The following is a 20,013-nucleotide window of genomic DNA, read 5'->3' as shown; positions in this document are numbered from 1 at the left end:
GCCGGCTACGCCGGGGAGGGCGCCTCGGGCGCCGACCGCTCCCGGGAGCGCCACCGGACGGCCAGCAGCACGGCCAGCGCGACTCCGGGGGCCAGGACCAGGGAGGCGAAACCGGGTCCGGGGGACACCCCGTACAGGGGCACCCACACGACCGGCGCGAGGGCGCCGCCGAAGAACTGGCAGGACAGCGCGAGGGAGGCGGCCCCCGCGCGGTTGTGCGCGGTGCTGGTGGCGGCCACCGAGTTCACGGTCGCCCGCATCGCGGTCACCGACGCCCCGACGGCGACGATCCCCGCGGTCATCGCCGCGACCGTCGGGCCCAGGGCGGCGGTGAGCAGGCCGACCGCGAGCACGGCGTTGGCGAGCAGGCCCAGCCGTACCGGGCCGAGCCGGTCCAGGAGGCGGCCGGCGGGGTCGGCGAGCAGCAGTCCGGCCACGCCGAAGGCCGACGCGACGAGGCCCCGGGCCACCGGCCCCAGCCCGAAGGCGTCCTCCGCGCGCAGGGCGGAGAGCACCGTCAGCCCGACGGCGGCCAGGTAGCACAGGAAGGCGAGGGCGCAGGCGAGCGCCAGCCGCCGGTTGGCCAGCGCGCCCCAGGACGCCCGCCGCTCCGACCGGCGCACGGTCACGGACTCGTCCGGGGGAAGCGCGGCCAGGAGCACCGCGCACACCGCCGGGGCGACGAACGCCAGACGCCAGTCGACGGCTCCGGACACGCCGCTGATCAGGGGGCTGAAGGCCTGCCCCGCGGCCTGCCAGGCCGCGAACCAGCCCAGCGCGCGCCCCAGCCTCCCGCGGGGGACGGAGTCGGTGATGGCGGCGACCAGGAGCGGTGTGGTGAAGGCGTTCGTCGCACCCTGCAGCGCACGCGCGGCGAGGAACAGCTCGGTGGTGGGGGCGAGCGCGCACAGGCCGCAGGCCGCGACGAACACCACCAGTGACACCCGCATGGTGCGGCGCCTGCCCCACCGTTCCGCGAAGGTGCCGGAGACCAGCATGAGCGCCGCGAAGGGCACCATGTAGGCCGTCACCGCGCTCGCGGCGACCTCCGGCGAGGTGCCGAGGCCGTCGGCGACCTCCTGGATGATCGGTGTGACCATCGTGCTGCCGTAGGGGCCCAGGGCGCCTCCCACGTAGAGCGGCCATACCCGGGTGCGGCGCAACGTCCTCGGTCCTCCGGTCGGGGGAGCGCCCCGGCGGTCGCCGGGGCGCTGCGGGCGAGTGGGGGTCAGACCTCGACGTCGAAGTTCTTCACCAGGCTGTCGAAGGCCGAGTCCTCCTTGATCAGGCCCCAGCCGACCATCCAGTCGTAGGTGCGCTGGAACTGCTCCTGCGGGTAGGGGGCGGGCTCGACGAAGCGCAGCCGCCCCAGGGGGAAGTCCTCCGGGGTCAGTTCCTGGATCTCCGGCGGCACCTCGCCGATGAGGTGGTGGAGGTAGGGGCGGGGGTCCTCGTTGAGCTTGTGCACCGCCCGGACCACGGCCCGGTTCACCGCCTCGTAGGTCTCGGCGTCCACGTCGGGGCTGGCGATCTCAGAGCCCACGTAGAAGGCCTCGGACAGGAGCTTGAACCCCTGCTTCTCGGCGACGGTGATCCAGGGCTCCATCAGGGCGGCGGCGTCCACGCGGCCGTCGCGCAGGGCCTCGAAGCGCTGCTGGGGGCCGCCCGCGTGCACGACCTTGATCTCCTCGCGGGGCAGGAACCCCTCCAGGCTCTGGAGTGCCAGGTAGTGCGAACCGTGGTGGAAGTTGACGGCGACGGTCTTGCCCGCGAGGTCGGAGGGGTGCACGTCGGGGGAGTCGGGCCTCACCAGGATGGCCTGGCTGCCCACGGCGGCGCGCTTGCTCACCACGCGCCCGCCCACGGCGGTGTCGTCGGCCCGGCGGATCTGGCCCCACTCGCAGGCGCGGTAGAGGTTGGCGTCGCCGCTCTCGAAGTTCGACCTGGAGGTGCCGAAGGAGCTCACCAGCTCGTGGTCGTCGAGGTAGGACAGGCCGGCGTCGGCGTAGCCCTTGGGGACGAAGGAGACCTCCACCCCCTCGTCCTCGTAGTAGCCCTCGTCCTTGGCGACGAGCTGGGGCAGGGAGAAGACCAGGGAGAGAAGCTCCATGGTGACCTTCGCGGTCATGGCGTTGTCCTTTCGCGGTGGGGCGCCGGAGGGGTCCGGCTCGGTGGAGGGTTCAGAGGAGGTCGGCGACGATGCGCCGGTGCAGGTCGAACAGGTCGGGGTCCTCGGGGGACCGCGGGCGGGGAGCGGTGACCCTGTACTCGCGGACGACCGTCGCCGGGCGCCCGGACAGGACGACGACGCGGTCGGCGAGGAACACCGCCTCCGCGGGACTGTGGGTGACCAGCAGCCCGACCCGGGGGGTGCGCGTCCACAGGTCCTGCAGGAGCAGCCGCAGCCTGCGCCCGGTGAGCTCGTCCAGTGCGCTGAAGGGCTCGTCCAGGAGCACCACGGCCGGATCGACCGCGAAGGCGCGGGCGACGGCGACCCGCTGGCGCTGGCCGCCCGAGAGCACGGACGGGAACCGGTCCGCGTACTCGGCCAGGCCGACGTCCTCCAGGGCCGCGTCCGCCAGGCCCTCGTCCAGGCCGGCCGACCGCAGGGCGATCCCGACGTTGGCGCGGACCGGGAGCCAGTCCAGGAGGCGCGGTTGCTGGAACACCACGCCGAGGCGGTGCCGGTCCTCGGCGTGCGGGCCGACCCGCACCTCGCCGGAGTCGGGCTGTTCGAGGCCCGCGACCAGGTGCAGGAGCGTGGTCTTGCCGGTGCCCGAGGCCCCGACGACGGCGACCAGCTCTCCCGGCTCGACCGCGAGCGAGAAGCCGTCGAAGACGTGCTCGACGCGTTGGTCGCGTGCTGCGGTGAAGGCCTTGCCGACACCGCGTAGTTCCACTGCCGCCGTCATACCGAGGCCACCTTCCGCCAGCGTCCCGCCCGGTTCTCCAGCCCCTGGAGCACCCCGTACTCCACGAGCGCCATCACGGCCGCGAACAGCACGGTCCAGGCCAGGACCCCGGCGACGTTCTGTGCGGCGAACTCGCCGTTGATGCTCGCGCCGACCCCGCTGGACATTCCGAAGATCTCGACCAGGACGATCACCTTCCATGCCAGGGACAGACCGAGCCTGGCCCCGCCGAACAGGGCGGGTGCGAGCGAGGGCAGCCACAGGTACCGCAGCCGGTCGCGGGTCGTGAAGCGGTAGACGTGCGCCATCTCCAGGAGTTGGGCGTCGGTGGCCCGCGTGCCCTGGTAGACGCTCAGGGTGAGGGCGGGGGCGGAGGAGAGCGCGACCGCCATGACGGGGTTGATGAGGGCGACCCCGAACCAGATCACGCACAGCAGCGCCCAGACCAGGCCCGGAACGGTCAGGCCGATCAGGACGGCGGGTTCGAAGAACCTGCGCGCCAGGGGCGAGCGGCCCATCGCGATCCCCACGACGAGGGCGGCCGCGAAGGCCAGGGCGAAGCCGAGGAGGACCCGCTGGACCGTCACCCCCAGGTCGGAGTAGAACCGGGGGTCCGCCACGAGCCGCAGGACCTCGGACGCGATCGCGTCCACCCCGGGCACCAGCACGCTGTCCAGGGCCAGGGCCATCACCTGCCAGCCGCCCGTGAGCAGGGCCAGGAAGGCGCCGGCCGCGGCCGGCCCCTGCCAGCGTCCGGGCGGCCTCCCTCGGGTGCGGCCGGCGGGGGCGCGCGTCCGTGCGGCGCCGTGGGGGCCGCGTACCGGGGCCGAGGTCTGCGCGGTCATCGGCCGGCCCCCAGGTCCAGGAAGATGTCCTGCTCGGGCAGGGCGTCGACGATGCCGAACTCCAGGGCCTTGTCCAGCTGCGCCTGGAAGTTGTCGAAGGCGGTGTTGCCCCAGTCCAGCGGGTAGGCGTCGACGAGCCGTTCGGGCAGCAGCGCGATGGCGTCCGGCTCGTCCGCGCCGATGCCGTAGGACTCGTGGAACTCGGCGAGCAGCTGGGGGTCGTCGTGGATGTGCTGGTGGACGGCCTGGCGCAGTTCGTGGATCGACGCCGCCGCCTCCCCGTTGTCCTGGACCCACGCGCGCAGGGCGCCCTGGGCGTTCAGGACGAGGGGGGAGGACTGTCCCGACCCCTCCCGCCACAGGTCGTCCACGGTGGCGATCTGGCGGGCGCCCCGGGCGACCAGCCGCGTGGCGTTGGGCTCGATCGTCACGATCGCCTCGACGTCGCCGCGCTCGAACAGGGCGAGCCCGTTGAGGACGGCGCCCTGGTGGACCCGGTACTCGTTGTCGAAGTCGATGCCGTTGACGGCGCTGGCCAGCTGCGTCGAACGGTAGGCGTCGCTGTTGGCGGGAGGCGTGGCCACGGCCTTCCCGCGCAGGTCGGCCGGGGTCCGGTACGAGCTGTTCTCGGCGACCAGCCAGCGCACGTGGTTGTTGAGCCCGGGGCTGAACAGGACCACGTCGGCCCCGGCGCCCGCGGAGACCGCGGCGCCGATGGGGCCGAAGCTGGACACGTCCAGCGCCCCGGAGAGGAGCTTGTTCTGCACGTCTCCGGGCCCGGTCCCCGCGATGTACTCCAGGTCCAGCCCCTCGTCCAGGCCGAAGCGCTCGGCGACGGGGCGAAGGACCGCGCTGGCGGTGCCCTCCTCGGAGTCCTGGACCTTGGCGCCTCCGGAGGAGGTGCCGCAGGCGCCGAGCAGGGGGACGGCTCCCGCGGCGGCGGCCGCGAGGAACCCGGTACGCATCAGGGACCGACGGTTCAGGGTGGGCATGGGGGTCTCCAGCAGGGGCGTGTGTGGGCGGTGCGCGGTCAGCGCGCGGTGAGGAGGGAGCCGTAGGCGCTGCGGCCCTCGGTCAGGCCCCAGGACTTCATCCAGGCGTAGCTCTCCTGGAAGCGCTTGGGGGAGAACGGCTGGGCGTGCGTGTAGCGCACGTGGGCGCGGCCGAGGCCGGAGGGTTCGAGGGCCCCCGCGGCCTCGTCGGCGATGTGGTGGGCGAACCGGGACCAGGGTTCGTCCCGGATGGCGTCGACGGCCTCGTTCACGGCCCGGATGTAGGCGTCGCGCCGCTCCTGGGCCAGATGGGGCGCGACGACCTGGGAGCCCCGGTAGAAGTAGCTGCCCAGCAGGTGGGCGCCCTCGTTGAGGGCCACGGTCAGGAACGGCTCCATGAGCATCGCCGCGCGGACCTCCCCCGACCGCAGCAGTTCCAGCCTGAGCTGCGGGGACCCCACGTGACGGACCACGACCTCCTGCCGGGCGAGCGTGTTGCCGAGCAGGTGCAGGGCCGTGTAGTGGGAGCCGGTGAACTCGTTGACCCCCACGGGGACGCCGCCGAGGTCGTGCGGCTCGTGCAGCGCGGGGTCGAAGCTGACCAGGCCCTGGGCGACGACGGCCGGGCGCAGGTAGTCGATCCGGCCCGTCCTGCGGCTGCGTTCGAGGCGGTCGATCCCGCCCCACTCGCACAGGTTGTAGACGTCGGCGCCCTCGGACTCGAAGAGGGCCTCCTTGCGCCGGGCGATCGGGTCGGGCTCGGCGAGGTCGTGGTCGGAGCCGTGGGCCTCGGCGAAGCGCACGGACAGCCCGTGCGCGGAGAAGAGGCCGCGTTCCAGGGCAACGATCTCCGGCAGGTCGAACACCGGGTGGTTCGGGGAGATGCGCAGCGTGTCGTCGGCGCCCACGGGGCCTCCTCGCGAATTGAATCTCTACCAAACAGGTCGAAATAGAAGGTATATTTCGCGCACGCCGCTGTCAACAGCGGCTTTCAATTGGCGGAACCGGCTTTCATCCAACGAAAATCGGTGTCATGAGGCTCTGAACAGCAGAAACGGCCCCGCGCGGTGCGCGCGGGGCCGCTCTGCGGTTCCGGGAGGGGCGTGTGCGGTGCGCCTCAACCCCGGCTGAGGGCGAGCGAGACGGGAAGGTCCTGGAGTCGCAGGGCCGCCTCGCCCACGGCTGCGGCGGCCGCCTCCAGGCGTGCGCCCTCCAGGCGGGCCGCGGGCCCCTGGACCTCGACCGCGGTCCACACCCGGCCGTCGGTCATGACCGGGGCCGCGACGGCCCGCAGCCCGGGGGAGTCGGGATCGTCGAAGACCGCGAAGCCGCGGAACTGCGTGGTCAACAGCTCGCTCCGCAGTTCCTCCACCGCCTTCCCCCCGCCGGGTATGCGGTCGGCCAGCTCGCCGGCGGCCTCGTCCACCGTGCGCTCCCCGAAGGCGAGCACCGCCAGCCCCAGAGCCGAGTGCCACAGGGGCCGCCGCAGCCCCGGCTGTCCGTCGTAGCGGAACGGGTCGGGGGAGGGCACGGTCAGCAGGACGGCGGTCTCCCCGCCCTGGCGCACCCCCAGGCTCGACGTCTCACCGGTGGCCTCCACCAGGCCCCGCAGGGCGTCGGCCGCCTCGGGCAGGCCCGCCGAGGACAGGGAGCGGCGTGCCAGCCGCATGAGCACCGGCCCGGGGAGGAAGCGCTCGCTGGCCGGGTCGCGGCACAGCAGGCCCTCCGAACAGAGGGTCCGCAGCAGCCGGTGCACGGTGCTGATGTTCAGTTCGGTCGCGCCCGCCAGCTCGGTGAGGCTCAGGCCCCGGGGGGTGTCCACCACCGCGTTGAGCAGGGCTCCGGCGCGCGCGACGGAGCGCACCTCGCCGCCGCGGGGAGCCGTCGTGGTCCCGGTCTCCACGTCACCCGTGCTCGTGCTCACCGGTGCGGCCCGTCCTCGCTCCGAACGGCCGGGCCGGAGCCGGGCACGTCCTGCCGGACGGCGCCCTCCGGTGCGCGGCGTCCGCCGACGGGAGGCTCGACAGCCCAGACGCGTCTCATCGGTTCACTTCCACCCGCTCGTCCGCTTCCCGGCGCCCCTGCGGTCCGGTCCGGCCCCAGACTACGCGCAGCGCGCGCACGGACACCGGGGACGCGGACGGCGGGAACGCCGTGCCGGCAGGGCGGGCAGGGGAGTCGACGGCGGCGGTCAGCGGGGGTCGGCGCCGCCGTCGGAGGGGTTTCCGCCGCGGGCGGGGCCGCCCCGCGGTGACGCGGTGGCGAGGTCGGCGGCACTCCCCTCCTGCGGGGCGCTCCCGGCGGCGGCGCGGTCCTCGCGGCGGCGCATGGCCATGTCCGACACGGCGGCCAGTCCGAGGGCGACGACGACCCCGGAGACGATCAGCAGGGTCCACAGGGCGGTGCCGAAGGAGGAGGGGTCGGTCACGGGGACTCCGGGGGTCGGCGGGCGGATGACCCCTTTACCGTAATAGGCGTTAACTTTCGGACCCAGTGTTCGCGGGGTGAACTGCGTCATACGCGGCCGACCGGAGCCAGGACGCGCGAAGGGCCCGGGACGGTGGCTCCCGTCCCGGGCCCGGCGATCCGGTCCGCGGCGCGCCGCGGCGGGCGCGCCGCCGCCCTTCCGAACGGCTACAGGATCGACCCCGGGGAGTAGGCGGCGGCCTCCGGGCGGGCGGCCACGATCCCGTCGATCCGCCGCACCACGGCGGCGACCTGGTCGGCCGCGGCCCCGGTGAAGGTGATCCGGTTCGCCAGGAGAGCCTCCAGCGCGGCCCGGTCCAAGGGGAAGCGCTCGTCCCCGCCCAGCCGCTCCAGGAGGTGGTTGCCCGTCCCCTCCTGGCGCATCGCCAGGGCCGAACCCACAGCGTGCTCCTTGATCAGCTCGTGGGCGGTCTCCCGACCGACCCCCGCGCGCACGGCCGCCATCAGCATCTTGGTCGTGGCCAGGAACGGCAGGTACCGGTCCAGTTCGGCGGAGACCACCGCGGGGAAGGCCCCGAACTCGTCCAGCACCGTCAGCATCGTCTCGACCAGTCCGTCGAAGGCGAAGAACGCGTCCGGCAGCGCCACCCGGCGCACCACGGAGCAGGAGACGTCGCCCTCGTTCCACTGGTCCCCGGCCAGCTCGCCGACCATGGACGAGTACCCGCGCAGGATCACGGTCAGCCCGTTCACGCGCTCGCACGAACGCGTGTTCATCTTGTGGGGCATGGCCGACGAGCCGACCTGGCCCTCGGCGAACCCCTCGGTCACCAGCTCGTGCCCGGCCATCAGCCGGATCGTCTTGGCCAGCGACGACGGGCCGGCCGCCAGCTGCACCAGCGACGTCAGCACCTCGAAGTCCAGCGAGCGGGGGTACACCTGGCCGACACTGGTGAACCGGTGCTCGAAGCCCAGGTGGCCGGCGACCTCGTTCTCCAGGGAGACCAGCGCCTCGCGGTCCCCGCCGAGCAGGTCCAGCATGTCCTGGGCGGTGCCGACCGGGCCCTTGATCCCGCGCAGCGGGTAGCGGGCGATCAGCTCCTCCAGCCGACCGTGGGCGACCAGCACCTCGTCGGCGATCGACGCGAAGCGCTTGCCCAGGGTGGTGGCCTGCGCGGCCACGTTGTGGGAGCGGCCCGCCATCACGGTCTCGCCGTACTCCGCCGACAACCGGCCCAGGCGGGCCAGGAGGGCGACGACCCGGTCGCGCACCAGCAGCAGGCTGTCGCGCACCTGGAGCTGTTCGACGTTCTCGGTCAGGTCGCGCGAGGTCATGCCCTTGTGCACGTGCTCGTGTCCGGCGAGGGCGTTGAACTCCTCGATCCGGGCCTTCACGTCGTGCCGGGTGACCCGCTCGCGCTCGGCGATGGAGGCCAGGTCGACCTGCTCCAGGACCTTCTCGTAGTCCTCCGCAACACCGGCGGGCACGTCCACGCCCAGACGCGCCTGGGCGCGCAGCACGGCCAGCCACAGCCGCCGCTCGGCGACCACCTTGTACTCGGGGGACCACAGCCGGGTCAGCTCCGCCGAAGCGTAGCGGGCAGCCAGGACATCGGGGATCAGAGGTTTCGCGCTCACGTCGCCCCACCCTACCGTCCTGAGCTGGGGCCCCCACCGCGGCCTCGGCGCCCGGGAGGCGGCGGACGGCCTCCGCCGACCCGCCGGGGTGGGGCTGGGCCCACCCCCCACGCGGTGGTCTGCCCGGTTCCCGCCCGGCCCCCGCCTCCCTACCGTGGGGGCATGACCACGCCCCGCACGACGAAGGCGCCGCCGAGGACACTCCTCACCGCGCTGCCGAACCCCCGCTTCCTCCTCACCGCCTGGCCCTGGCGCGCACTGGCCCACTCCGCGAACACCATGTTCGTCGGCCTGGCCGTGGCCGTGGTGGCCCTGCCCGTCTACCTGCCCTGGGCGATGGTCGGGGGGATGCTCGTCAGCAGGCCGTGGGAGGCGCTCTCCACCGTCCCCATGGTGGTCGGGTTCGTCGGCGGGCTGTTGATGATCGCGGTCTTCGCACCGCTCATCGCCCTGCCGCTCGGCGCCCTGGAACGCCGGCGGCTCCCGATGATCACCCGCGGCCCCTTCCCCAGCGGCCACCGCGTGCCGGAACCAGGACTGTGGGCGTGGGTCCGCACCCGTTTCACCGAAGGCGCGACCTGGCGGGAGATCGGCTACCTGGTGCTCCTGCCCCCCGTCGCGCTCCTGACCTCCATGGTGCTGGGCTCCCTCCTCAGCGCGGCCACGGTGTTCGCCACGGGGCCCCTCCTGGCGGCCGAGGCCGGAGGCGGCCGGGTCGCCCTCGGCTTCGTCACGATCACCTCCTCCGCGCAGGCCGTGCCCTACATGCTCCTCGCCCCGGTCTGCCTCGTCCTGCTGCTCTACGCGGCGGCACTCCTCTCCCAGGTGCACGCCGTCATCGCCCGCGCCCTGCTGGTCGGAGCGGCCAAGGACGAGCTGCGCGCCGAGCTGAACCAGGTCACCGAGTCCCGCGCCCGGCTGGTCAACGCCTTCGAGTACGAGCGCAGGCGCATCGAGCGGGACCTGCACGACGGCGCCCAGCAGCGGCTCGTCGCGCTCTCCGTCGACCTGGGGCTCGCCCGCCTGGACCTGGAGGAGGGCGGCGACGCCGACCGGCGCGTGGCCGCCGCCCAGGACAACGCCAACGAGCTCATCGACGAACTGCGCGAACTGGTGCGCGGCATCCACCCCCGGGTCCTCACCGACAGGGGTCTGACCGCCGCGCTGGAGGAACTGGCCGACCGCTGCCCGGTCCCCACGCGCGTGGACGCCGGGAACCCGGTCCGCCTGCCCGCACACGTGGAGGGCACCGCCTACTTCGTGGTCGCCGAGGCGCTCACCAACGTGGCCAAGCACGCCGGGGCCGCCGCGGCGGTCGTGCGCGCCTCCACCTCGCCCGGCGCGTCCGGGCAGCCGCACACCCTCCGGGTGGAGGTCACCGACGACGGGGACGGCGGGGCGGAGCCCGCCAACGGGTCCGGCCTGACCGGGCTGGAGGACCGCGTGGCCGTCATGGGCGGCACAATGGAGCTGTCCAGCCCCGTGGGCGGACCGACCCGAATCCGAGTGGAGCTGCCGTGCGGACCGATCCCCCCGACCCCGCTGACCTGACCCCCGTGCCCACGGTCCTCGCCGAGGACGGCGTGCTGCTCAGGGAGGGTCTGGCCGGCGTCCTGGAGCGCTTCGGCTTCCCGGTCGCCGCCGCGGTCGGGGACGGGGAGGAACTCGTCGCCGCGGTCGCCGAGCACCGCCCCGGCCTGGTCGTCACCGACATCCGGATGCCGCCCGACTTCACCGACGAGGGGCTGCGCGCCGCGGTCCGGCTGCGCGCCGAGCACCCCGGACTGGCGGTGGTGGCGCTCAGCCAGTACGTGGAGCTGAGCTACGCCTCGGACCTGCTGGACTCGGGTGACGGCAGGGGAGTCGGGTACCTGCTCAAGCAGCGGGTGGGAGACGTGCGCGAGTTCGCGTCCGTGCTCCGCCGGGTGGTGGAGGGGGCGACGTTCGTGGACCCCGAGGTGGTCCGCCAACTGCTGCGCCGCCGCTCCGACCCGCTGGAACGCCTCACCCGGCGGGAGCACGAGGTGCTCGGCCTGATGGCGGAGGGGCACTCCAACGGGGCGATCGCGCGGCAGCTCGTGGTCAGCGACGCCGCCGTCGGCAAGCACGTGGGCAACATCCTGGCCAAGCTCGACCTGCCCCTGGACGAGGACGTCCACCGCAGGGTCCAGGCGGTCCTGGCCTATCTGCGCGGCCGCTCGGTCTGAGCCGACCGGGCCGGCGCCGGGGTGGGCCGGGCCTCCCGGGAACCCCCCCGGGCCCCGTCGCCGGGGTCCGACCGGGACCCGGAGGGCGCCGCCCGGACCCCGGACGTATCGTGGGACCACAGTCCGCCGCACGGCGCGAACCCCCGCGCAGCCTGGAGGAGACCGGATGCAGCCGACCGTCGCCGCCCCGGAGAGCGTCACCTGGAAGATCCACCTGGACCGGTCGATGTGGGTGGCGGGCGTGCGGGCCCTGATGCTCCAGGCGCTCCACCCCGTGGCCATCCAGGGGGTGTGGCAGCGCTCGGACTTCCGCTCCGACCCGACCGGCCGCCTGCTCCGCACCGCCCACTTCGTCGCCGTCACGACCTACGGCAGCCTCACCGAGGCCGACACCCTCGGCGCGCACATCCGCCGTGTGCACCGCGCCCTGTCCTTCACCGACCCGGCCACGGGCCGGCTCCACCGGGTGGACCAGCACGACCTGCTCGTGTGGGTGCACTGCGCGGAGGTCTCCTCCTACCTGGAGACCGCCCACAGATCGGGCGTGCCGCTGACAGCGGAGGAGGGAGACCGGTACCTGGACGAGCAGTCGCACACGGCCGCCTACGTCGGCCTGGCCCGTGACGACGTGCCCCGCAGCGTCGCCGACATGCGCCGCTACCTCGCCGCCGTCCGTCCCTCCCTGCGCGTCACCCCCGAGGCGCGGCAGGCGGTGCGGTTCCTGCTGTGGCCCAAGGTGCCCGAGCACCTCTCGTGGCTGGCGCCGCTCAAACCCCTGTGGTTCCCCGTCGGGGCGCTGTCCTACGCCACGCTGCCCGCGTGGGCGCGCCGCGCCTACGGCGTCCTGCCGGAGGCGCCGGGGAACGGCGCCCTCACCACCACCGCGCTGCGGGGGCTGCGGGCCGGGCTGAACCTGGTTCCGGAGCGGTACTACAACCTCATCTTCGACGAGGCCACCGTGCGCAGCGCCGACGAGGCCAGGGAGCGCCTGCTGGCGGCCGGGTACGAGGTCGAGAACGGGTTCCGCGCACTGCGCGCCCGCACCCTCTTCCGGGCGCCGGCCGTGCCCGCGCCCCGCGACCCCGCCGAGGCCTGACACCCGGCCGCGGCGCACGGCCGCGGGCGGACGCCACGTGCCCGCGGCGCCCGCCCCGGGCCAGGGGCTACCGGTCCAGGACCCGGCGCAGCGCGGCGAGGACGACCTCGGCGCGGTCCAGACGGGCGTTGTGGCCCATCAGCCCGATCCGCCACACGGACGCCGCGTAGCGGCCCACACCGGCGCCGATCTCCAGGCCGTACTCGTCGAGCAGGCGCATCCTGACCTTCGCGGAGTCCACGCCGTCCGGCACGCGCACCGACGTGAGCTGCGCCAGCCGGTGCCCCTCGGCGGCGAACAGCTCCAACCCCATGTCCACGAGCCCCTCGCGCAGGCGCGCGCCGGCCGCGCGGTGGCGTTCGGCCACCGCGTCCGGGCCCTCCGCCTCGATACGGGCGAGCGCGGCGTCCAGGGACGCGATCATCGCCGTGGGGGCGGTGTGGTGGTAGGCGCGACCGGTGGGACCGCCGCGCACGTAGGCGCCCAGCAGCCCCAGGTCGGCGTACCACACGGGCGGGGTCTCGACCCGGCGCTCCCAGGCGCGCTCGGAGAAGGTGAACGGGGCCAGGCCCGGTGCGACTCCGAGGCACTTCTGGGTGCCGGAGTAGGCGATGTCGACCTTCCACGCGTCGAGCTCCAGGGGCATGCCGCCCAGGGAGGTCACGCAGTCGGCGAGCAGGAGCGTGTCGTCGGAGCGTTCGCGCAGCGCCCGGCCCAGGGCGCCGACGTCGCTGACCACGCCGGTCGAGGTCTCGGCGTGCACCACGGCGACGAGCCTCGGGGCGGGGTGGGCGTCCAGCACGCGCTGGACGTCCACGGGCTGTCCCCACTCGTGGTCGACCCGGACGACCTCGGCGCCGTAGCGGCGGGCGACCTCGCACATCCGCTCGCCGAACAGGCCGTTGACCGCGACGACCACCACGTCGCCCTCGGAGACGGTGTTGGAGAAGGCCGTCTCCATGCCGAGGGAACCGGTACCGGACAGCGGCAGGGTCAACGGGTTCCCGGTGCCCCACAGCGAGCGGAGCCGGTCGCAGGTGCGTTCGAGCACGGCGATGAACTCGGGGTCGAGGTGACCGAGGAGGGGCGCGGCGAGCCCCAGGGTCGCCTCCGGATAGGGGTTGCTCGGGCCGGGGCCGAGCAGGATGCGGTCGGTCAGTGGCATGCGCACACCCTAGCGGGGCCCGTGCGCCGCACGCGTGGTGGGGACACGGGCCCGTGCCCCCGTCCGCCGTGGTTGCACGGCCCGTACCGCCCCGGGGACCCGCGGGGCCGGGACCCGGGCCGTTCCCGGGGGTAGCGTGGATTTCACGCAGGTGAGGGGGTTTCCCGATGCGACGCAGGGTGTGGCAGTACAGCGTCCTGATGGGCACGTGCCTGGTCCTCTTCGCCGGTTCGCTGCCCGTCTACTACCTCTTCGGTACGGGGTGGGCGGTGGCCATGTGCGCGGTGGCGTCGGTCCTGCCGCCGGTCGCGGCCACCCTGGGCAACCTCGCCGACCCGGACGACCCGCAGGACCGCGACGTCCGGTTCGGGCCCAACGCCGACACGGACGGGGAGGCCGGCGACGGGGGACCCCCGGGCGACGCCGACGGAGGGGAGGACGGCGGCCCCGGCCGCGACGGGGGGCCTCCGTGAGGCCGCAGCCCGTTCCCGCGGCGCCCGTCCCCACGTGGCGTGCCCGACGAATCCGCACGTAGTATTCCGGCGGGGTCGGGCGCCGCGTCCGGACGGCTGCCGAGACTCCCGCACGACAGGGGAGGGGAGCGCGGTGACGCACACCAGCACGGAGGACACCGGGACGGGCGGCGGTACCGGCCGGGTGCGGATGCTGCGGGTGCTCCACGACGACCCCCGGGTGGCGGGCCTGCTCGCCGGGCTGCTGGAGGAGTACACCGAACGCTACGGGGCGGAGGGCGCGGCCAACGAGCTGGCCCGCTACCCGGTGACCCAGTTCGTCGCCCCCCACGGCCGCATCGTTCTGGCCGAGTCCGACGGCGAGATCGTCGCCGGGGGCGCGATCCGCCCCTACAGGAGCGACCGCGCCTCGATGCCCGACACCGCCGAGTTCAAGCGGATCTGGACGTCGGGCCGGCACCGCCGACGCGGCCTCGCCAGGAAGGTGATGACGGCGCTGGAGGAGGCCGCCCGCGACCTCGGCTACACGAGGGTCCTGCTCTTCACCGGCCCCTCCCAGCCCGAGGCCGTCGCCCTGTACGAGCGCATCGGCTACCGGTCGGTCGACCCCGCCGACCTCGACGAGCTGCCGTACCCCGCCGCGATCCCCTTCGCGCACGACCTGTGAGCCCCGGCCTCCCGGCCCACGTGCTTCGACCGACCCCTCCGACCTGCGGTGATCCGGTCGTCGGAGAGCGGTGCGGGGCATAGGCGGCCACCCGCGCGCGTTATGGGGGACGCTATGCCCGACGGGCCGCGGCGCGTGCGACCGCCCCCGTACGATGGGCGGCAGCGGCCGTCACCAACGGTCACCCCAGGCCGTCATCCACGGCCGCTGACGACAGATCCGACAGGAGAGTCACGACGTGAGCGAGCAGCAGCGCCCCGCAGCCCAGACGGACGCACCCGTGTTCAGTCCACGCAAGAACGGGCAGGCGCAGTCGGTCTCCGACGAGCTCGCCGCGTGGATGACCACCGGGTGGGCCGACACCGAGATGCGGGACCTGGAGCCGGTCGAGCAGGCCGGGCACACCGCCCGCCGCCGCGCCGCACTCAGCGCCGCCTTCCCCGGCGACCGCCTCGTCGTCCCCGCCGGGCAGCTGCTCACCCGCTCCAACGACACCGAGTACCCCTTCCGGGCCGCCACCGCCTACGCCTACCTCACCGGCGACACCTCCGACGGCGGTTGCCTGGTGTTCTCCCCGAACGCCGACGGCGGCCACGACGTCGTCCTGTACCTCAAGCCCCGCTCCAACCGCGGGAACGGCGAGTTCTGGCTCGGAAGCTACGGCGAGCTGTGGACCGGCCGCCGCCACAGCCTCGGCGAGGCCGCCGACCTGCTCGGCACGGCCACCGCCGACGTGACCGGTCTGGCCGACGCGCTGCGCGCCGACGCGGCCACCACCCGGATCGTGCGGGGCCACGACACCGCACTCGACGCCCTGGTGGACGAGCTGCGCGCCGACGCCGACGACGAGTCCCGCGCCAAGTCCGCCCAGCTCGACGAGGACCTGGCCGTGACGCTGGCCGACCACCGCCTGGTCAAGGACGAGTGGGAGGTCGCCCAGCTCCAGCTGGCGGTCGACGCCACCACCCGCGGGTTCGAGGACGTGGCCCGCGCTCTCCCGCAGGCCAAGGACACCTCCGAGCGGTTCGTCGAGGGCACGTTCTTCCTGCGCGCCCGGGTGGAGGGCAACGACGTCGGCTACGGCACGATCGCCGCCTCCGGAGCCAACGCCACCACCCTGCACTGGACCCGCAACGACGGCCCGGTCCGCGAGGGCGACCTGCTGCTCCTGGACGCGGGCGTGGAGACCACCACCCTGTACACGGCCGACGTCACCCGGACCATGCCGGTCTCGGGCACGTTCACCGACCTCCAGCGCAAGGTGTACGACCTGGTCTACGCCTCCCAGGAGGCGGGGATCGCCGCGGTCGCCCCGGGACGCCCGTTCACGGACTTCCACAAGGCGTCCCAGCGCGTCCTGGCGGAGGGCCTGGTCGAGTGGGGCCTGCTGGAGGGCCCGGTCGAGCGGGTCCTGGAGCTGGGGCTCCAGCGGAGGTACACCCTGCACGGCACCGGCCACATGCTCGGCATGGACGTGCACGACTGCGCGGTCTCCCGCCAGGAGGCGCACCTGTACGGCGACCTGAAGCCGGGCATGGTGCTCACCGTCGAGCCGGGCCTGTACTTCCAGCCCGACGACACGACCGTCCCCGAGGAGCTGCGCGGCATCGGCGTGCGCATCGAGGACGACGTGCTGGTCACCGAGGAGGGCCGCACCGTCATGTCCGCCGGTCTGCCGCGCTCCTCCGCCGACGTCGAGGCCTGGCTGGCCGAGCGCCTGCCGCGCTGACCCCGCCGAGCCGTACTCGCACGGGCCGCCTCCCCTCCGGGAGGCGGCCCGTCGCCGTCAGGGCCCCTGTGGTGGTGGGCGGCGGAGAACGAGGGGACGGGGCGGGGCCCGGGACCCCGTACGACGTGGCCGCGGCTCCCGACGGGACGGTCGCGGTCGCCGCCTCCGAGGGCGTCCACGCCCTGCGTGTGGACCCCCGACGGGGCCCGGAGGAGCAAGGAGCCCGGGCCGGCACGAACACCCGGGTTTCCCCAAGGACGGGTGATGCTTCGCACCGCGGGGTTTGGGCCCGTCCCCGAACGGTCAGCAGGGGGAGAGGGACACACCGATCCAGAGGAGGTTCACTCACTCATGGCAGAGGACACCCAGGGTCCCAGGCTGCGGATCTTCGCCTCACCGGGACGCTACGTACAGGGGCGCGGAGCCCTCGCCAGACTGGGCGAGCTGGTCGCCGACCACGGCGCCCGGCCGCTCATCCTGGTCGACGACATCGTCCGCGGCCTGACCGAGAAGGTCGTCACCGACTCCTTCCGGGAGGCCGGGCTGCCCCTCACCTTCGAGCGGTTCGGGGGCCTGCCGACCAGGGCCGAGGCCGCGCGCGTCGCCGCGGTGATCGGGAGCGGCGGCCACGACGTCGTCATCGGCCTGGGCGGCGGGACCGCGATCGACACCGCCAAGGCGGCGGGCGACGACTCCGGGGTCCCGTGGGTGAGCGCGGCGACGGTCGCCTCGACGGACGCGCCCACGTCGGCGCTGTCGGTCGTCTACACCGAGTCCGGCGCGTTCGAGTCGTACCGCTTCTACAACCGCAACCCGGCCCTGGTCGTGGTGGACACGCAGCTGGTCGCCGAGGCGCCCACCCGGTTCCTCGCCGCGGGGGTCGGCGACGCGCTCGCCACCTGGATCGAGGCGCGCGCGGTGCGCGACGCGCACACCGACACCATGGTGGGCGGGCTGCCGACCCGTTCGGGGACCGCGCTCGCACGCCTGTCCTGGGACATCCTGTGGGAGTCGGCCCTGCCCGCGCTGGAGGCGGTCGAGCGGAACCTGGTGACGCCCGCCGTCGAGGCGGTGGTGGAGGCCAACACCCTGCTGTCCGGGCTCGGCTTCGAGTCCGGAGGCCTGGCCGCCGCGCACGCGGTCCACGACGGGCTGACCGCCGTGGACCAGACACACCACCTGGCGCACGGGGAGAAGGTCAACATCGGCTCCCTCACCCAGTTGCTGCTGGAGGGCGCACCCACCTCGGAGGTGGACGCGTTCGCGGAGTTCACCGCGCGGGTCGGCCTGCCCACCACGCTCACCGAGGCCGGGCTGGGAGACGCCGACGACGCCACGCTCGACCGGGTCGTGGCCGCGGCGACCGCACCGGGGGAGACCATCCACAACCTGCCGTTCACCCCGTCGGCCAGGGACGTGCGCGACGCGCTGCGCGCCGTCGAGGGCGTGGGCCGCCGCGCGCGCAGGCGTGCGGGGCTCGGGGAGCCGTCGGTCCCGGACCACCACTGACGGCCGAAGCGCGTAGGGGCGGGGGATGCGCGGACCCGCGCATCCCCCGCCCCGACGCCGTTCCCGGGCCGCCGCTCCGTCGGTCCCCCGGTGAGGAGGGGACCGCCCGCCCGCGTGCGGGGGAGGGCCGCAGGTCCGGGTCGACGGCGGCGGGGGCTCCCAGCCGCGGGCACCCGCGGCCCGGCCGGGCCGAGACGGGCTGACGGCGGCTCACGCCGGGCTGCCTGCCACGGACACGGCGGTCCAACCGCCCGGGTGCGTTATGTCACGGGGGCCCGGAACGCCGACACAGCCGCCGTCGCGGCCGGACGTGGCCTCCCTCACGGGAGAAACACGCCGCACCCCTGGTTGACTGGTCCGCGCTGCACGGGGCGGAGGCGTGCCCGGAGGCCGTACCACAGCGCCACCGCGTCCCTCCGTTCCGTCAACAGTCCGTGTACTTCGCCGCGACGTCGCCGCGAAGCGGGCGGACCCTTCCACGCCGGCCGTCGAACACGCCGGTCGGCAGTTTCCCACCGAGGAGCATCCCCTTCTCCATGTTCTCCACCCTGCGCACACGTGTGTCCGCGTCAGGCACAAGACCCGACTTCTGGGTCCTGGGCGTCACCAGCGCGCTCCTGATCGCCTTCGTGGTGACGGCTCTGGCCTCACCCACCTGGGTCGGTGCCGCCGTCGACGCGTCCTTCGCCTGGTCCGCGCAATGGTTCGGCGCGTACTGGCAGGTCCTGCTCATCGCCATGCTCGCCGTCGCCACCGTCCTCGCGTTCTCCCGCTACGGCAGGGTCCGCATGGGCGGCACCGACACACCGGAGTTCAGCCGGTTCCGGTGGGTCGCGATGGTCATGACGACCCTGCTCGCCGCGGGCGGGGTGTTCTGGGCGGCGGCCGAGCCCCTCGCCCACTACACCGACGCGCCCCCCTCGTACGCGGACCAGGCAGGCGGCATGGAAGGGGCCGCGGTCGCGCTCGCCCAGAGCTTCGTCCACTGGGGGTTCCCCGCCTGGGCCATCGGCGGCTCGCTGGCGACCCTGGTCATGATGCGCGGTGTCGAGAAGGGCATGCCGCTGCGCCCCAGGACTCTGCTGTGGCCGGTCATGGGCGAACGGGTGCGGACGCACTGGATCGGCGCCGTCGTCGACATCAGCTGCGTGGTCGCGGTGGTCGCCGGGACCGTCGGACCGATCGGCTTCCTCGGGCTCCAGGTGTCCTACATGGGCGGGCAGATGTTCGGTCTGCCCGACGGGTACGGCACCCAGGCGGCCATCATCGCCGGGCTGACCGTCGTGGGCGCGGTCTCGGCCGTGAGCGGGCTCAACCGCGGCATCCAGCTGCTGAGCAAGGCCAACGTCTGGACCGCCCTGGTGCTGATCCTGGCCATCGTCGGACTGGGCTCCGTCCCCTTCATCATCGACCTCTACCTCCAGGCGATGGCGGTGCACGTGCGCGAGTTCGTGCCCATGGCGCTCTTCCGGAGCGACCAGCAGTGGCTGGGCTACTGGACCGTCTTCTTCTTCGGCTGGTTCCTCGGGTACGGCCCGATGATGGCGATCTTCATCGCCCGCATCTCCCGCGGCCGCACCGTGCGGCAGATCTTCGTCGGGGCCACGGTCGCCCCGGCGATGGTGACCACCGTCTGGTTCACCGCGCTGGGCGGCACCGGTATCTGGCTGGAGCAGCAGAACCCCGGATCCGTCTCGGGCGCCTACGAGGCGGACGGCCTTCCCGCCGCCGCGCTCGCCATCGTCCAGGAGCTGCCCCTGAGCACGCTCCTGGGGGTGCTCATGGTCGTGGTGACGCTCATCTTCTTCGCCTCCACCCTCGACGCGATGTCCTACGCGATCTCCTCGTCGAGCATGCACGAGGGCGCGCCCCCCGGGTACGTGCGGGCGTTCTGGTGCTTCGGCATGGGCATCGCGGCCATCGCGCTGCTCCTGGTGGGTGACGGCGGCGTCCAGGCGCTCCAGTCGTTCATCGTGGTGACCGCGGTGCCGGTGGGGCTGATCATGCTGCCGACGCTGTGGACGACCCCGCGACTGCTCCGGACCATGGCGATCGAGCAGGGGATCGTCACGGCGCCCTCCTCCGTCTCCGCCCAGGTCGGGGACGCGGAGGCCGCCACGGAGGACGGGGCCCCCGGAGTCGGGCGCGACCGGCTCGCCGCGGACGGCGTCCGCTAGCCGGGCACACACTGGCGCGGGGGGGGGTCCCCCCCGGGGGGGCCCCCCCCACCGCCGCCCACGTGGTCCGGAACCGGTCGCCGGCCCCGCGCGGCAGAGGCCCGCCCGGCCCGCTCCGGCGCGGCCGTCGGCCCCCTTCGCCCGCGGGGCTCATGGGGAAAACGTCCGATGTGAGA

At 74.0% G+C, this 20,013-nt stretch carries 17 protein-coding genes and 1 pseudogene; 8 read left to right on the top strand and 10 right to left on the bottom strand.

Annotated features, from left to right (window positions below):
- Positions 1–5: 5 nt before the first annotated feature.
- The 9 genes from Q8791_RS26040 to purB form a co-directional block, all read right to left on the bottom strand.
- A complete protein-coding gene (locus Q8791_RS26040) occupies positions 6–1,163 on the bottom strand; it encodes an MFS transporter (RefSeq protein WP_330094447.1) in 1,158 nt (385 codons plus the stop codon).
- Positions 1,164–1,228: 65 nt separating this feature from the next.
- A complete protein-coding gene (locus Q8791_RS26035; protein ID WP_330094446.1) occupies positions 1,229–2,128 on the bottom strand; it encodes an ABC transporter substrate-binding protein in 900 nt (299 codons plus the stop codon).
- Positions 2,129–2,180: 52 nt separating this feature from the next.
- On the bottom strand, positions 2,181–2,912 hold the full coding sequence (locus Q8791_RS26030) for an ABC transporter ATP-binding protein (protein ID WP_330094445.1): 732 nt from the start codon (positions 2,910–2,912) through the stop codon (positions 2,181–2,183).
- Complete coding sequence (locus Q8791_RS26025) at positions 2,909–3,757, bottom strand: ABC transporter permease (protein ID WP_330094444.1); 849 nt, start codon at positions 3,755–3,757, stop codon at positions 2,909–2,911. The genes Q8791_RS26030 and Q8791_RS26025 overlap by 4 nt, the downstream gene beginning before the upstream one ends.
- A complete protein-coding gene (locus Q8791_RS26020; protein ID WP_330094443.1) occupies positions 3,754–4,749 on the bottom strand; it encodes an ABC transporter substrate-binding protein in 996 nt (331 codons plus the stop codon). Before Q8791_RS26020 ends, Q8791_RS26025 begins: the two co-directional genes overlap by 4 nt.
- A gap of 38 nt (positions 4,750–4,787) precedes the next feature.
- Positions 4,788–5,657: an ABC transporter substrate-binding protein gene (locus tag Q8791_RS26015; RefSeq protein WP_330094442.1), complete on the bottom strand. Its 870-nt coding sequence runs from the start codon at positions 5,655–5,657 to the stop codon at positions 4,788–4,790.
- Positions 5,658–5,866: 209 nt separating this feature from the next.
- Positions 5,867–6,673: an IclR family transcriptional regulator gene (locus Q8791_RS26010; protein WP_330094441.1), complete on the bottom strand. Its 807-nt coding sequence runs from the start codon at positions 6,671–6,673 to the stop codon at positions 5,867–5,869.
- Positions 6,674–6,940: 267 nt separating this feature from the next.
- A complete protein-coding gene (locus Q8791_RS26005; protein ID WP_330094440.1) occupies positions 6,941–7,177 on the bottom strand; it encodes a histidine kinase in 237 nt (78 codons plus the stop codon).
- 206 nt (positions 7,178–7,383) lie between these two features.
- The gene (gene purB / locus Q8791_RS26000; RefSeq protein ID WP_330094439.1) at positions 7,384–8,814 is read right to left on the bottom strand and encodes an adenylosuccinate lyase; all 1,431 of its coding nucleotides are present in this window, start codon (positions 8,812–8,814) and stop codon (positions 7,384–7,386) included.
- Between the two features lie 162 nt (positions 8,815–8,976).
- Between purB and Q8791_RS25995 the strand changes: the two genes are divergently transcribed.
- The 3 genes from Q8791_RS25995 (at position 8,977) to Q8791_RS25985 (ending at position 12,117) form a co-directional block, all read left to right on the top strand.
- The gene (locus tag Q8791_RS25995; protein ID WP_330094438.1) at positions 8,977–10,365 is read left to right on the top strand and encodes a sensor histidine kinase; all 1,389 of its coding nucleotides are present in this window, start codon (positions 8,977–8,979) and stop codon (positions 10,363–10,365) included.
- Entirely contained in the window at positions 10,332–11,021 is a 690-nt protein-coding gene (locus Q8791_RS25990; RefSeq protein WP_330094437.1) for a response regulator transcription factor, read from the top strand. Before Q8791_RS25995 ends, Q8791_RS25990 begins: the two co-directional genes overlap by 34 nt.
- A gap of 166 nt (positions 11,022–11,187) precedes the next feature.
- Positions 11,188–12,117 (top strand): oxygenase MpaB family protein, encoded by a 930-nt coding sequence (locus tag Q8791_RS25985; RefSeq protein WP_330094436.1) that lies wholly within the window; start codon positions 11,188–11,190, stop codon positions 12,115–12,117.
- 67 nt (positions 12,118–12,184) lie between these two features.
- On the opposite strand, the gene Q8791_RS25980 is transcribed toward Q8791_RS25985, so the two are convergent.
- A complete protein-coding gene (locus Q8791_RS25980) occupies positions 12,185–13,282 on the bottom strand; it encodes a pyridoxal-phosphate-dependent aminotransferase family protein (RefSeq protein ID WP_330094435.1) in 1,098 nt (365 codons plus the stop codon).
- A 167-nt stretch (positions 13,283–13,449) separates the two neighbouring features.
- Here Q8791_RS25980 and Q8791_RS25975 point away from each other — a divergent pair.
- The 5 genes and pseudogenes from Q8791_RS25975 to Q8791_RS25955 all read left to right on the top strand — a co-directional run.
- Positions 13,450–13,665: pseudogene (locus Q8791_RS25975) on the top strand (DUF3099 domain-containing protein); the annotation flags it as partial.
- 223 nt (positions 13,666–13,888) lie between these two features.
- On the top strand, positions 13,889–14,422 hold the full coding sequence (locus Q8791_RS25970) for a GNAT family N-acetyltransferase (RefSeq protein WP_407942059.1): 534 nt from the start codon (positions 13,889–13,891) through the stop codon (positions 14,420–14,422).
- Between the two features lie 238 nt (positions 14,423–14,660).
- Positions 14,661–16,151, top strand: a complete 1,491-nt coding sequence (locus Q8791_RS25965; protein WP_330094433.1) for an aminopeptidase P family protein — start codon at positions 14,661–14,663, stop codon at positions 16,149–16,151.
- A 351-nt stretch (positions 16,152–16,502) separates the two neighbouring features.
- On the top strand, positions 16,503–17,660 hold the full coding sequence (locus Q8791_RS25960) for a glycerol dehydrogenase (protein WP_330094432.1): 1,158 nt from the start codon (positions 16,503–16,505) through the stop codon (positions 17,658–17,660).
- Positions 17,661–18,196: 536 nt separating this feature from the next.
- Entirely contained in the window at positions 18,197–19,837 is a 1,641-nt protein-coding gene (locus tag Q8791_RS25955; RefSeq protein WP_330094431.1) for a BCCT family transporter, read from the top strand.
- Positions 19,838–20,013 lie beyond the last annotated feature (176 nt).

This window comes from Nocardiopsis codii, from assembly GCF_036327455.1.
Lineage (GTDB): Bacteria > Actinomycetota > Actinomycetes > Streptosporangiales > Streptosporangiaceae > Nocardiopsis > Nocardiopsis codii.
Note: the sequence above shows the minus strand (reverse complement) of the source record. Positions and strands in the feature narration are given on the sequence as shown.